The following is a 14,528-nucleotide window of genomic DNA, read 5'->3' on the forward strand; positions in this document are numbered from 1 at the left end:
TGGGGTGCAAATATACATCGGTTTGATACATTACACAAGATAATACGTAAATATTTTATTGGCCTAATTCCCTTGCCTCAAAACTCGTCAATTCGCCTTCTTCAAAAGCCACTTGTATTTCAATAGGGTTGCAACATACTTCACAGTCTTCTACATAAGTTTGTGAATAAGCAGGATCTAACAACATAGAAATCTCTTGCCAGCAATGCGGACACATAAAATAATGTTCTATCACAATGCTACATTTAGGATCTGTCCAGCTAATTGAAGCAACTGGTATTCTGCTAATTTTGCGTCGTATTTTGCAAGATTCTTTACCGTTTCAGCATTTAAGAGGTTTACTTGGGCCTGCCTAAATTCCACACTAGAAACCTGTCCTAGTTTGAATTGTTCTTGTGTACGTTCAAAATTACTTTTATTAGTCAACACGTTTTGCTCTTGCATTCTATAGATGGCAAGAGCGTTCATGTAATTTCCCTTTGCATTGGCTACATCTCTTGCTACTTCTTGCTCCATCTGACTTTTAAAAAGAGCTTCATTTTCGTAAGCAATTTTTGCATTGCGCAAATTGTTTATTGAACTACCACCATCAAAAATATCCCAAGTCAAATTTGCTCCTATAGCAACATTAGAAGCTGTACGAGTAGTCGCTGGAAAAAACGCACTAGGCGGATTCTCCGTCCTATTCCACCCATAACTTCCGGTTAAACCTATTCTAGGTAACAATAACGCCCTAGTAGTTTTGATATCGTAATCACTTATTTGCAATGAGGTTTCTGACTGTAATAGTCGTACGTTATTCTCAGGTACTTTTTCTAGAAAACTATCGATTACCAGCAAGCTTTGTAATGTTACGGTAGTATCTACTGCAAAGCTGGCATTTAACTCACGATTCAGTAATAAGTTTAAATCTCTTTTTGTATTGCGCAACTGCTGCAAAGAATTCATGATATTAATGCTATCGGTATTTATATCTACTTGCGCATTAAGAACTTCTAACTTATTAGCTTGTCCATATTCAAATTGGTATTGAGCACGTTCCTCACGTTTTTTAGAAATTTCCAAATTTTGTTCAAAAACCTTAACGTTCTCTGTGATGCGTGCAACTTCCAGATATACGCTCATTAATTGTACTGTAGTTGTCTCAATAGTAGATCGAGCTTCTAGCTGACTCAAAGCAAACTGCTCTTGAAGCCTCTTGTAATTGTACAAACGTCCTAAACCATCAAATAAAGTATAATTCAAATTAAGTCCCGCATTATACTGCGTGGTTTGGGCATCGTTAATTTCTATATCTGGTCGAGGATCACCGTTTTGATCTAGTGCGCCGTTAAAATCTGTTCTAGAATCGTTCTCATCTTTTGACGCTCCTGCCGTTCCTTGCAACGATGGCAAGTACCCAGAATTCAAGATTCCAGAGTTATTCTCTGCGATTTTGGTGGTGTTTTCTGCGATTTTGATGCCGTAGTTGTTTTCTAACATTAATTTTACAGCATCTTCTTTGCTTAAAACGCTTTCAATAGGTTGTTGTGAGTACGCTTTCGCGAAAGCGAGACACATCAAAACACCTAAACTATAAACCAGCTTACTCATTTTCATATTCTTCTAGTGCTTGTTGCTCTTTGGCAATGCTAGTTACCTCAGTTTTTTCTATTTTTTCTCCAGTTTTCAACCAATGAATCCATACTTTAATATTGTTTCCAAAACTTAAAAACAAGGGCAATAAAAGTAAAGTCAACAAGGTTGCGATTCCAATTCCGTAAGAAATGGAAATAGCCATAGGCTTTAGAAATTGTGCTTGACGACTTTTCTCAAGTAATAGTGGCGCAAGACCAGCGACAGTTGTCAACGAAGTTAAAAATATGGCTCTAAACCTGCTTTTACCAGCTTCAAAAAGTGCCTCGTCAAATTGTAAACCACTTTTTATCAAAGAATTAAATTTACCTATCAAAACCAATCCATCATTTACCATAATCCCTATCAATGCAATAATACCCAACATGGAAAGAATGTTTACTGGAAAACCGTGAATCCAGTGTCCCCATGCTACTGCTATAAAACTAAATGGTATTAATAATATGAGCATGATAGGTTGTGTACCACTACGGAAAGTAAAGGCAATCACAAAATAAATGAGTAATAGTACAATAGGAAAAATAAAACCAGCGCTGCTGCTTATCTTTTCGGCTTCTCGTGCTTGTCCACTTAGATAATTAGGAGATATGGTAGGATATTTTTTCTGTAAATCTGGAATGATGTTAGTTCTTATATCCTCCAGAATGTCAGTAGCGCTTTGATTAGGATCTTTCATATCTGCACTGATCAAAATCTCGCGTCTTCCTTCTAAGTGATTGATGACCACGTCACCTCTCTTGATCGTATAGCTCGCTACATCACGCAATGGTACTTTATCTCCTGTAGGTGTAGTAATTCTAAACTCATCCAGATCTTTAATACTGCTACGGTTTTCTCTATCGTATCGCACCCAAACTCTGATCTCGTCTTGTCCTCGTTGGAAACGCTGGGCTTCTCTACCGAAGAAAGCGGCTCTTACTTGAGACATGATTTCGCGCGAATTGAGACCTAAGGCAAATGCATTATCATTAAGTTCAAGATTGATTTCTTTTATACCAGCAGGATCGTTGTCTTCAATATCTTTAAGCAAAGGATTGCGACTCAATATTTCTTTAAAATCTTCTGTCGCAGCTTTTAATTCGCTGATGTCGTTGCTTAATAGAGAAACCGCTACTGGACTACCTCCAAAGTTACCACCAGAACCAAAGGTCAACGTTTCTGCGCCAGGAATAGTGCCTACAAGCTCTCTCAAACGATTTGCTACAATAGGTGATTTTAATTCTTCTGGCCTCGTCTCTCCTGGTAGTAAATTGATCGATAAACTCGCTGATGAAGAAGATGTTTGTGCTTTGATAATATTCTCAAAAAGCTGAACGGTATCGCCGTACTTCTCATCAGTTAAATATTCTTTAGTAAGTTCCTTATTAACGATTTTTGCTTTCTCTTCTATTGAAGAAATAATAGAATCAGTGATACTTTCTGCTGTTCCATTAGGCATGGAGAGATTAACCGATACCTGATCACTAGAAATACTAGGAAAAAGTGTCACACCTACAATTCCACCTTGTACAGAGCCTATCGTAAGTAACAACGCCGAAAGAAAAAATGAGAAAGCCAATAATTTATACTTTATAGTAAATCGCAGTGCTGGAGCATACACTGTATCTCTCATCCAGTTCATAGCTTTATCACCATAATCGTTGACAACGCGCATTTTCTGGAATAATCGAGCGATACCTTTTTTAGGCTGATCTGATCTAGGTTTTAAGGCTTTAGAATGAGCTAAGTGAGCAGGTAAAATAATAAGCGCCTCAACTAGAGAAACGGTTAAGGTTAAAATAACAATTACCGAAACCTCACTAAAGAACTCTCCTATTCTACCATCCAGAAATAGAAAGGTAGAAAAAGCAAGAATAGTCGTAATAATAGCGCTTAGGATAGGTGGTATAACTTCCATTGTACCATCAATAGCCGCTTGTACTGGACTTTTACCATCTTCATAATGTTGATAAATATTCTCTGCAATCACGATACCGTCATCCACGAGAATACCGATAACGATGATCATCCCAAACAAAGAAAGAACATTTATAGTCACATCAAATTGGCCAGCAAATATGAACATTCCCAAAAAAGCAATAGGTAAACCAAAAGCAACCCAAAAGGCTAGTCTTGTATTTAAAAATATAGAAAGAAACAATAATACTAATAGCATTCCTACTATTGCATTCTCAGTAAGTAATGCAGTACGTTGATTAAGCGTAATTGATAAATCTCGAACTACGTTTAACTCTACATTACTTGAACGCTGGTTGTACTCTTCAATATATTCTTTTACCTTATCTGCACTAACAATTAGATCTTCAGAGTTAGTACTTGTTACCGTAATATTTACAGATCGTTCTTCATTAAAATAGGAAGCATTAGGTGTTTCTGAAAAGCGATCCCTGATTTCAGCAACGTCTTTTAAATAAACGGTTGAGCCGTCTGCAAGAGTTCTTACTGGCACAAAACTTAGTTCATCACCATAATAACTTCTATTGTTAGCTCTTATTAAATACTCCTCCGTATTTGTTTTGATATTACCACCAGTGGTCAAGATGTTTGATGCAGCAACAGCATCTGCTACTTCTTGAAAGGTGAGATTATACCCTAAAAGTGTATTTTCATTTACTGCAATCTCAATTTCTTCATCTGGATAACCAGCGATAGAAATTTGTGAAATACCATCAATACCTCTTAAATCATTTTCTACATCTCGTGCTAGCTGCTTAAGCGTTTTAAGTGGCACATTTTTTCCACTTAAAGAAAAAACGATCGTAGGTCTTGCATTTTCTTGTTTGGCAACTACTAGAGGTTCCATACCAACAGGAAATGATGGTACTCGATCTACTGCATTTTTAATCTCTAGCAGCATGAAATCGATATCATAGCCTTTGATAATTTCTACGGTAATGGTTCCAGAATTCTCTCGTGATGCAGATGTCACACGATCAATACCTTCGATCCCTTTTAGGTTATCCTCAATCTTAAGCACCACACCTTCTTCAATTTCTTGTGGTGATGCTCCAGGATAAATCACATTTATAGTTATGATTTTAGAGTCAACTAATGGAAAAAAGGAAGACTTTAATGATAAAACTCCTAGAACTCCAAATATCACAAATGCAGCAATAACAACATTTACAGCAACATGATGTTTTATGAAATAAGCTATTACTTTTCTCATAATTTATTCTGATTGAGCGTCGTTAGATTCCTTTTCTTTTTCTTCTCTTGCTTGTTTTTCGGTCTTAACAATAAGGCCTTCATATGCGCCAGGAACTGATTTAATTATGATAACAGTTCCATCTTTAAGTCCTTTGAGAACTACCTTTTTATCAGAAAAATGAACTGGAGTAACATCAGTAAGCGCTAGCTTTCCTTCTTCAACAGTAAAAATTTGATTCCCTTCTTGAAGCAAACTGCGGTCTATAGAGATAGCTTTTTCAACCTCTTGAGCTTGTAAATTTGCCGTAAGGTACATTCCTTCTTTAAGATCAGGATGCGACACCTCAATAACGGTGGTAATGGTTTGAGTAGATTGATCTACTTTACCGTTAATACGCGTCACTTTTCCTGTATAATTTTTAGTGCCAGAAATATTGCTCAACTCCACTTGCTTTCCTATTTCAAGCAAATCAGAAAAATCAGCACTTATGGCAACTTGTATTTCAAAAGTACCGCTTTGGATAAACTCTCCTAATTGTTGCCCGTTACGCACTAGTGTTCCTTCGCTTACCATAGCTTCAGTTAAAATACCATTAAACGGAGCTGTAATTCTAAATTTAGTAAGTCGGTTTTCTAGGTTTTTGATATTGTAGTAAGTAGTATAAATATTTCTTCCAGTAATAAAGTACTTTTCTTTATCATTTTTAGGTTCAGGAAGTTTTGGAATAGTTCGATCAGTGTCTAGGGAATTTAAATAATCCAACCATTGTGGATAGGATTCTGGATAATCCAGTCTTAAATCTGGCATTAACGACGTGATTTGATTATTAAGGTTACTTCTTGAACTTCTTACTTGTGCATAAAACTCTGTATTATCGATAAGAATGATGGTCTCACCAGCGCGATAATTTTGTCCGGTTCTAAACAATTTACCTGTAGGCCTAAAAACACCAGTAACTTCTGCAAACAACTCTACTCGTTTCTTTGCTTCAAGATTACCATTTGCAGGAATTATAATAGGAATCTTAGTATTTTGAATCGTATCAGTAGATACTATTTTAATATCCTTCTTGACTTTTGGCTTCGGAGCAGTTTTGCTGTCAATAATCATTTTTGCACCAAATGCAGCACCCAAAATTAATATAACAGCGAGAATAGATAGTATTACTTTGCGCATTCTAGTGATAGTTATTTATTATAAATCAACCGTCAAAACTAGTCAAGTATAAAACTTTATGTCTTAAATAATACTTAAACCTAACTATCAAAATTTTCTAGCTCCTCAGAAATGTTTTCCCACTTAGTCATCCAGTCTTCTAATTCTTTCTTTTTAGACTGATAACCGTCAAAGAATCCTTCCTTTTGGGCTAGCTCGTCATAGTTTGCGGCAAGCTCTGCATCGAGTTTAGAAATCTTTTTCTCTAGTTCATTAATTTTAGATTCTGCTTTAGAGAGCCGGTTATTAAGTGATTTTTGCTTTTTTTGATCTTCGTAGGAAAGTTGCTGTTTCTGAGGATCTCGCTTTCGCGAAAGCGTATCATCCTTCTTCACTTCTACCTTCTCAATGGCTCTCATGTCCTCAGCCTTTCTTTGATCAAGATAATAATCGATATCACCTAAATATAAATTGAGCTTATGATCGCGGAATTCATAAACCAACTCTGTAAGACCTTGTAAAAATTCCCTATCGTGAGAAACCACTATTAAAGTACCATCAAATTTTACTAATGCAGCTTTGAGTACATTTTTAGACTGAATGTCTAAGTGGTTAGTAGGCTCATCCATAATCAAGACATTAAATGGCTGTAATAACAGTTTACATAAAGCGAGCCTGTTGCGTTCTCCACCACTTAATACTTTTACCTTTTTCTCTGCCTCATCACCTCTAAAGAGAAATGAACCTAGCATATCGCGCACCTTGACACGATTATTGTCGGTTGCGGCATCGAGCATGGTATCCAAAACCGTTTTCTCACCATCGAGATACTCGGCTTGATTTTGTGCAAAATACCCAAGCTGAACATTATGCCCTAAATTCACGTTTCCTTGCGCTTTTACATCTCCTACGATTATTTTGGCCAGCGTGGATTTTCCCATTCCATTTTGACCTACAAATGCAACACGTTTACCACGCTCTAAAGAAAGACCTACATCTTCAAGAACTTTTTTATCACCATAAGATTTACTGATATTTTCAATATCTAAAACTATTTTCCCAGGCTGGATAGATGTCGCAAAGTTGATGTTCATCGCTGCATTATCTGTTTGCTCTATCTCTACCACGTCCATGCGGTCCAGTTTTTTAACCAGCGATTGTGCCATGGTTGCTTTACTAGCTTTGGCTTTGAATTTTTGGATGAGCTTCTCCGTACGCTCAATTTCCTTTTGCTGGTTCTTAAAAGTGGCTTCTTGTTGTTCGCGCATTTCTGCTCTTAGGGCAAGGAACTTAGTGTAAGGCTTTGGGTAATCATAAATGCGGCCTAGACTTATTTCAATTGTACGGTTAGTCACGTTATCGAGAAACATTTTATCGTGACTTACAATCACCACAGCACCTGGATAGGTTTGCAAAAAAGATTCTAACCAGAGAATAGAATCGATATCTAAGTGGTTAGTAGGCTCATCCAGTAATAGAATATCGTGTTTTTCAAGTAGTAATTTAGCCAGCTCAATTCTCATGCGCCATCCACCAGAAAGCTCGTCAGTTAATTTATTAAACTGCTCTGGTTTGAACGCAAGTCCTTTAAGTATTTTCTCGGTTTCTCCTTTGTATTGGTAACCACCTATTATTTCATATTCATGGTTGAGATCTCCTATATCTTCTATGAGTTTTGAATAGGAATCTGACTCATAGTCTGTTCTAGTGGCTAACTCTTCATTTATTTGCTCGATTTGTGACTCTATGGTTCTCGCTTTCGCGAAAGCGGTATAAGCTTCCTCCAGCACCGTACGACCTTTTTCAAAATCAATATCTTGTCTCAGGAAACCTATGCTCATATCCTTTTCTATAGCAATATTACCTTGGTCGTGAGCAATATCACCAGAAATCACTTTAAGAAGCGTAGATTTTCCGGCACCATTTTTACCGATGAGACCTACGCGATTGCCCGCATTGAGCCTAAATGTAATCTCTTCAAATAACGGTTCTCCACCGAAACTAACATGTAAATCGTGAACGTTGAGCATAGTCGTTTTGTATCTTTGCAAAGATGTGTTTTTACAGACTATTACTAAAGTTTTATCATGCTAAAAGGAACTAAATTATACAGCATTTTTACAGGAACCTGCCCTGTATGTCAAAATGAATCCATGTATACGAGTAGTAATTTGTACAATCCTAAGAAAACTCAGGAAATGAGAGAAAGGTGCAGTCACTGTGATACTAAATACAAGATTGAACCTAGCTTTTTCTATGGTTCAATGTACGTGAGTTATGGAGTAGGTGTTGCTATTGCAATGGTTGCTTTTGCAGTTACTTATTTCTTACTCGACCTTTCTAGATGGAATATCTTTCTTGTGATTACCTTCATTTCTATATTTAGTCTTCCTATAGTTATACGCATCAGTCGTAATATCTGGATCAATATTTTTATGGATTACGATAAAGAAAAGGCGAAGAGGAGTTAGGAGTTAGGAGTTAGGAGTTAGGAGTTAGGAGTTAGGAGTTAGGAGTTAGGAGTTAGGAGTTAGGAGTTAGGAGTTAGGAGTTAGGAGTTAGGAAAATTTGAAATTCTGAATATAATTAGCAAGAAAAAGCTGGTCTCATTCCAAAAATAATAAGCCATTATTTTGTCATTCCTGAACAGCGGTGAGAAATAATTTCAAATTATAAAGGCATAAAATAACTAAGACTTTTTATAATTGAATAGTTTTAGTTATTGTTAAACCTATTGATATTGATTTCTTCGTTGAGCGGCTGATTATTATAAAGAGAATCAAATAGCTGCTTTGCTGCCCATGGTGCCATAAGGACTGCACGACTTCCCATACCATTAAACACCATATAATTAGGAAAATCTTTGTGCGCACCTACAAAAGGTCTTCGATCCTTTGTTGTAGGTCGTATGCCGTGCTTATGATCTACTATTTCATAAGGCAACTTTAAAAAACGCTCTAACCGTGAAATGAGAAAAGTTTTGGCTTCATCTGTTGGCATGTCTGACAACTCATCTCTGTTATAGGTGGCACCTACCCAGAAAAGGTCGTCAATATAAGGCATCAAGAAAACAGAAGACTTAATAATGTAATCTAATTGTAATCCTGGAATTTTAACCGTCAATACCTCACCTTTATTTCCTTGAAGTGGAAGGTCACTAAAGAAAGGATTTGCTGTCATTTTAAAACCTTCAGAAAATATAATTTTAGAAGCATGATAAATTTTATACTTTACAGAATCTTTTGAATGAACTAGCTCATTGTAATCGAACTCTTCTTCTAAGAAATTATTCTGATATAAAAAATACTTTCTTGAAAGCTTCATATATCCTATAGTATCCACCCAACCAGTTCCAGAAACTTTTCCATAATTAAAAGGAGCTTCTATCGCAGCATTGTCATAAGGAAAAATATCATGAGACATGAAAGGTTTCAATTCGGGACGTTGAGATTTTTTTTGCCATGTTTTAACCTCGCGTTCATCATGTAATCTTCTAAGAATTTCAATAGGATGTAAGAATTTGGAAGCGACCTTTTCTTCAATTAAAGGGTAAAAGCTATTCAAATAATCTAATTGCTCTCCAGCTTTCCAAACAGAGGTAAATCTTTTCAAAATAGTTGGGTTATACACTCCAGCCGCGACTGAAGAAGAACCTTTCTTTCCATCACCTACTAATAATACCGATTTCCCATTCAAATGCCATTGCCATGCAAGCGAACAACCGGCAATACCAGAACCTACTACTATAATGTCAAAATCTGTTTTCAAATCTTTTAATGCCAAAAATAATAATCTTAAAACGAGGTGAATAAAAAAAGCTTCACAATAAGTGAAGCTTTTCTTTATGTAATATAATAGGAATTAATAATTCCACATATCTAATTCAAAATTCCGAACGATCTCTTTCAATCTATCTGACTCTAATAATTGCATCATTGAATTATCAGCGATATAACTATCAATTGATCTATCACCTTGTACATTATCCATTTTATAGATAAGAGCATTGAATCTCCTGGAGTTTAGAATATGATCAAAAGAAATAGGTCTAGCAGAGTTCAGAGTGTTGAAAGCTTTGTTATTATGAAGTAACTCTCTGGCATCAGGATAATAAATCCAAAACAACTCTACGCCTGTAGGATCATCTGGAAAATTCACATCTGGTGTCACTGGACAAATACCCAACAATCTATATCTCAACTCACTTTGGCGTGTATCAAAATACCACAAACCACGAATCCTGTATTCCTTAACATCATCTGCACCTATAGTTCTCGTCTCAATGTATTCATCAAAACCAGGAATGTTATAAGTTGTATCGATATCTAAAGGCTTTACACCTTCTTCTGGAATTACACCATTGTCATTTAATATATCGATCCCGGCATTAGTAATCTTCTGACTTTTTAAGGTATTCTCTATATCTTTAAACTCACGTGCTTCATTAAAATAAGAATCACCATAAAGCGTGATCTCTTCAGACATAGCAGCTGCAGTCAATACATGATATAAAGATCTACGTTCTTTACCCACATAATTCGTATCTACTGGGTAGTATAGTGGAAAATTAACTCGCTCGTCTAGATCGATAGTTTCCCATACCGTACGTTGCCATAAAATGTCACGATCTCCAACAAAACCGTACGGCAGTGGTTTATCGTTATCATTTTCCTGCTGAGCCGAAGTTTTAGTACCAAACTCAGCTGGACTTTTTGCATTAAGGATATTGTTTTGAGCAAAAGCACTTCCTGAAAGAGCTATTGCTGCTAATACAACTATGATCTTATTCATAATTTGAATTTATAATATTAATTAGTCTGTAATTTCTACAGTGACGTCAGAGACACTTTTCACATTGACTCCTGGCAATACTGCTTTAATATTTGCAAACTGAACTAAGTCTCCTTTACGAGCCTTATTCAAAACATTAACCGCTGTACCACTTAGTTTAGTCCCAGTAACTGGAACAGAAGGTTGACCAGGAACTTTAAACAAGAAACCAGTAACTCTAGGAGTTAAATCAAAATCAAAATCTAAGAACTCAGCTGATACTGTTGAAATTGCAAGGTTACTACGCGTTTTACGCACATTTTCGTAAGCTTTACTTACCATACCTGTTGGACGTGGTAAGTTTTTAATACGGAATTCTTTAGAATCAGAAACAGACTCACCAGTAGAAAGCTTGGCCGTCACGTTAATTTTTACCGAAGTACCAGATCCAGGATTCATAACATAGCTATCACCAGACTTTCTAGTAAGACCAGGAGCACTAGCGTTTACGTTATTACCTGAAACACCAGCAAAAGAGATTGTCATAGGGTTAGGAACACCACGATAAACAACATTCATTTTATCTGCTGCAATTGTAGCAGAATTAGGCTTTGGAATGGTTGCAAAAGACTGTTCGACAGTTATAGACTCTTCCTTTCCGCCTTCTTCGAAAATTAAAGCACCTGTAATTTTGTGATCTCCAGGACTACCAGCACCTACTTTAAGATCGATACGGCCTTCTGAAATTTCAAAATCCTTACCTTGAGTTAAGTTACGACCATCTAATTTTAATTCTACTCGTTTAGGTTTGAAAGTAGGATCTTTTTTCCCTAATACAATACTTCCATCAAAGGTCTCACCATTATAATAAGCAGATTTAGGTTGTTCCAGCAAAGTAGTAAGCTTTGTAACACTTAACGCACTTGCCTGCTCTGAACTTATTAACCCAGCTAACACTTGAGTTTCTATGTTCTTAACTTCGCTTTGTAATAAAGTAACTTTTGCAATCGAAGCAATTAAAGGATACCCCTTGTAATTATAATCTAAATAAGGAACCATTACACCATCTCTATTTTCAACAGGTTCTGGGGTAAATTTCTCATCCAGTTCATTTGCTAATCCCGTATTATTAGGTATGGTTTCTTTTATAGCGTCTCTATATCCAGTCATACGGTCTAGAAACTCTTGACCTTCTGGTGTTATTTTACCGCCTTTAAGAAACTTTACATCTAAAAAGTCACCTTTATCCATAACCGCATAATCTTCAGAATCATCCACGGTACCTTCCATTTCATTTTTCAAACCTTCAAGATAATTAAAGTACTCTTTCGATATTTGATCAACTTTTTCACCTTTCAACTTTGCATCACCATATTGTTTTGGTTGTTCCGATGCTAATTGGGTCAACCCTGCCATTGCAGCATTATTTTTTGCGGTAGCCGCAGCATTACTTTCTTCTATATTAACATTAAGCAAACCGAATGCTGTAAGCACTTCCTTACTCATGTTTAACGCAAGCATTGCGATGAAAACCAAATACATTAGGTTAATCATCTTCTGCCTTGGGGACTGTTTTCCTCCTGCCATAATATTCTAATTAGTTTTGTTATAGTTTAAATTAAAATTTAACTAATTATCCTTTCATAGCTCCTAACATGTTTCCATAAACGCCGTTAAGAGAAGATAAGTTATTAGTAAGTCCTGCCATTTGCTCTTGAAGTTTTGTTGCATTATCAGCAATTGCTTCATTTGCTTGAGCCTGTCGAGAAGAACTCTCCACTTGAACTTTATATAAACTGTTTAATGATTCCATTTGAGCAGCAGCAAGAGCCATCTCCTCTGAATACTTTTTAGTAGAAGACATTGCTTCAGCCGTAGGAGCCATTCCTTTTGCAGCACCTTCAAAAGAACGGATACTATCACCTAAACTAGACATTAACTCACCATCTAATTTTGCTTCTTTCAACATCTCATCTAACTTTTTAGATAAAAGACCTTGAGCATCTTGAGGTGCTTCTTTTTTACCTTTAGCATTAGCTAACTCTCCACCTGCTAATTCTGGATATACTAATGACCAGTCCAGTTCATCTTCAACCGGCTCAAATGCAGATATAAAGAAGATCACTGCTTCTGTAATCAATCCTATCATAAGAAGATTATTACCAGAAAAACCGTAACCGAAATCCCAGTGTAGAATTTTGAAAAGTGCTCCAATGATTACTACAGAGGCTCCGATACCGTAAGCCATGTTAAATAATTTCTTTGTTGCTTTAGACTGTGCCATTTTTTTAAAAATTTAGTTAAGTTAATTTGTTTTAATTGGATATTTTAGTTAGTAGCTGCATTAAGAGTAACGTCAGTTCCCATGTAAGATTGTACCGTACGGAAGCCAATGTAGCTTCTTGCACTATCTTGATATTCATAATCACGAGTTCCTACTTGAAGAAAGTAAGAAACATCTTTCCATGATCCACCACGTACACCTTTACGTTTATTGTTAGCATCGTTTACAACAGGACTCATAGAAGACATCATTTCATAAGCTCCTGCTTCATAAGAAGAATTCACCCATTCAGAAACGTTACCAGCCATGTTGTATAAGTTATACTCATTAGGCTCATAAGATCTAGCTTCTACTGTATACAACGCTTGGTCTGCTGCATAATCACCTCTTAAAGGCTTAAAGTTTGCTAAGAAGCAACCTCTATCATTTTTTGCATAAGGACCACCCCAAGGATAAGTTGCTCCTTCTAACCCACCACGAGCGGCATATTCCCACTCTGCTTCTGTAGGCAAACGGTACTCATTTACTCTTTCAACATTACGTTGTTTACGGTAAGCATTGTGATATAAAGTTCTCCATTGGCAAAAAGCTTTCGCCTGATTCCAGTTTACACCTACAACAGGATAATCGCTATATGCTTCATGATAAAAATAATCATTATGCATTGGCTCATTATAACTATAATTAAAATCACGAATCCAAACAGTAGTATCTGGATAGATTTTTACGGGAACTTGAGAGATAAAATCTTTTCTAGTTTTGTTAGGATCACGATTTCTTGCCGCAGCATTTAAATCAAGACTTGTATATGTAAAGATGATCTTTTCTGTATCAATGGTACGCTCTCCGTTGTATGCCTCATCAAAAGGAATATACATTTGATCGTAAACCTCAGCATAGAATTCATCTGGAATATCTTCTGTATCCCAAATCAAATCAACATCGTGATTTAACTTGCGACCTTCATAACCTGTAGGACCTAATCCTACATAATTATCTTGAACATATTGTTCCCATGGTGTTAAAGGATCATTACCAGCTCCTTCTGCATCAAGAAAAGCATACTCTCCAATTCCATTATCTCCAGGAGTTGCACCGTTATCATCTGCCATGATAGCAAGGTTAGTTCTAAACAGAGAATCTCTTGTCCAGTGAACAAACTGACGGTACTCTGCATTTGTAATTTCAGTTTCATCCATATAATATGATGGAACCGTAACTGTTTTTGTGGGAGCATTACGAGTAGCGGCGATATCATCGTCACTTTTACCCATAATAAATGCACCACCTGGTACTAATGTCATACCATAAGGTTTCTCTGGGTGCCATTTTTTTCCTTTGGTACCTACTACCATTCCGCGGTCTCCTTTACCACAACTTGCTAAGAAGGTAACTACTGCAACAAGGACTAATAACTTTTTCATAAGGGTAATTTATGTTTTCTTTATGAATTAAGGGCGTAAACCTATCTAAAAGATTTCGATTCCACAACTTTTTTTTCTCAATAAATCAAATAAGACCTATTCTTTAACT

General features: G+C 36.3%; 11 protein-coding genes. 1 reads left to right on the forward strand and 10 read right to left on the reverse strand.

The genetic code is table 11. The features are described from left to right. Positions 1-55: 55 nt before the first annotated feature. The 5 genes from DDD_RS04005 to DDD_RS04025 all read right to left on the reverse strand — a co-directional run bounded on the left by DDD_RS04005 (position 56) and on the right by DDD_RS04025 (position 7,971). Complete coding sequence (locus DDD_RS04005; protein ID WP_041566919.1) at positions 56-235, reverse strand: CPXCG motif-containing cysteine-rich protein; 180 nt, start codon at positions 233-235, stop codon at positions 56-58. Then, positions 232-1,593, reverse strand: a complete 1,362-nt coding sequence (locus DDD_RS04010; RefSeq protein WP_201764102.1) for a TolC family protein — start codon at positions 1,591-1,593, stop codon at positions 232-234. Before DDD_RS04010 ends, DDD_RS04005 begins: the two co-directional genes overlap by 4 nt. After that, complete coding sequence (locus DDD_RS04015; RefSeq protein WP_015361480.1) at positions 1,586-4,804, reverse strand: efflux RND transporter permease subunit; 3,219 nt, start codon at positions 4,802-4,804, stop codon at positions 1,586-1,588. Before DDD_RS04015 ends, DDD_RS04010 begins: the two co-directional genes overlap by 8 nt. Positions 4,805-4,807: 3 nt before the next feature. Continuing rightward, positions 4,808-5,962 (reverse strand): efflux RND transporter periplasmic adaptor subunit, encoded by a 1,155-nt coding sequence (locus DDD_RS04020; protein ID WP_015361481.1) that lies wholly within the window; start codon positions 5,960-5,962, stop codon positions 4,808-4,810. Positions 5,963-6,042: 80 nt separating this feature from the next. Beyond that, positions 6,043-7,971 (reverse strand): ABC-F family ATP-binding cassette domain-containing protein, encoded by a 1,929-nt coding sequence (locus DDD_RS04025; protein WP_015361482.1) that lies wholly within the window; start codon positions 7,969-7,971, stop codon positions 6,043-6,045. 57 nt (positions 7,972-8,028) lie between these two features. Between DDD_RS04025 and DDD_RS04030 the strand changes: the two genes are divergently transcribed. Then, entirely contained in the window at positions 8,029-8,412 is a 384-nt protein-coding gene (locus DDD_RS04030) for a DUF983 domain-containing protein (RefSeq protein ID WP_015361483.1), read from the forward strand. A gap of 244 nt (positions 8,413-8,656) precedes the next feature. Here DDD_RS04030 and DDD_RS04035 read toward each other — a convergent pair whose 3' ends face one another. The 5 genes from DDD_RS04035 to porK all read right to left on the reverse strand — a co-directional run bounded on the left by DDD_RS04035 (position 8,657) and on the right by porK (position 14,419). Further along, positions 8,657-9,724, reverse strand: coding sequence for an NAD(P)/FAD-dependent oxidoreductase (locus tag DDD_RS04035; RefSeq protein ID WP_015361484.1), 1,068 nt, complete (start codon positions 9,722-9,724; stop codon positions 8,657-8,659). Positions 9,725-9,802: 78 nt separating this feature from the next. Beyond that, complete coding sequence (gene porN, locus DDD_RS04040; protein ID WP_015361485.1) at positions 9,803-10,732, reverse strand: type IX secretion system ring subunit PorN/GldN; 930 nt, start codon at positions 10,730-10,732, stop codon at positions 9,803-9,805. Between the two features lie 21 nt (positions 10,733-10,753). After that, positions 10,754-12,298 carry a type IX secretion system motor protein PorM/GldM gene (gene porM / locus DDD_RS04045; protein ID WP_041566920.1) on the reverse strand — a complete coding sequence of 515 codons (1,545 nt, stop codon included), beginning with the start codon at positions 12,296-12,298 and terminating at the stop codon, positions 10,754-10,756. A 46-nt stretch (positions 12,299-12,344) separates the two neighbouring features. Then, positions 12,345-12,995 (reverse strand): type IX secretion system motor protein PorL/GldL, encoded by a 651-nt coding sequence (gene porL, locus DDD_RS04050; RefSeq protein ID WP_015361487.1) that lies wholly within the window; start codon positions 12,993-12,995, stop codon positions 12,345-12,347. Between the two features lie 44 nt (positions 12,996-13,039). Then, positions 13,040-14,419 (reverse strand): T9SS ring complex lipoprotein PorK/GldK, encoded by a 1,380-nt coding sequence (gene porK / locus DDD_RS04055; RefSeq protein WP_015361488.1) that lies wholly within the window; start codon positions 14,417-14,419, stop codon positions 13,040-13,042. Positions 14,420-14,528 lie beyond the last annotated feature (109 nt).

Origin of the sequence: Nonlabens dokdonensis DSW-6 (assembly GCF_000332115.1) — a bacterium.
GTDB classification, from domain to species: Bacteria; Bacteroidota; Bacteroidia; order Flavobacteriales; family Flavobacteriaceae; genus Nonlabens; species Nonlabens dokdonensis.

Coding starts and splice junctions, on each gene's coding strand:
- porL (WP_015361487.1), bottom strand. CDS start 12,995: ATGGCACAGTCTAAAGCAACAAAGAAATTATTTAACATGGCTTACGGT.
- DDD_RS04030 (WP_015361483.1), top strand. CDS start 8,029: ATGCTAAAAGGAACTAAATTATACAGCATTTTTACAGGAACCTGCCCT.
- DDD_RS04020 (WP_015361481.1), bottom strand. CDS start 5,962: ATGCGCAAAGTAATACTATCTATTCTCGCTGTTATATTAATTTTGGGT.
- DDD_RS04010 (WP_201764102.1), bottom strand. CDS start 1,593: ATGAGTAAGCTGGTTTATAGTTTAGGTGTTTTGATGTGTCTCGCTTTC.
- DDD_RS04025 (WP_015361482.1), bottom strand. CDS start 7,971: ATGCTCAACGTTCACGATTTACATGTTAGTTTCGGTGGAGAACCGTTA.
- porK (WP_015361488.1), bottom strand. CDS start 14,419: ATGAAAAAGTTATTAGTCCTTGTTGCAGTAGTTACCTTCTTAGCAAGT.
- DDD_RS04015 (WP_015361480.1), bottom strand. CDS start 4,804: ATGAGAAAAGTAATAGCTTATTTCATAAAACATCATGTTGCTGTAAAT.
- porM (WP_041566920.1), bottom strand. CDS start 12,298: ATGGCAGGAGGAAAACAGTCCCCAAGGCAGAAGATGATTAACCTAATG.
- porN (WP_015361485.1), bottom strand. CDS start 10,732: ATGAATAAGATCATAGTTGTATTAGCAGCAATAGCTCTTTCAGGAAGT.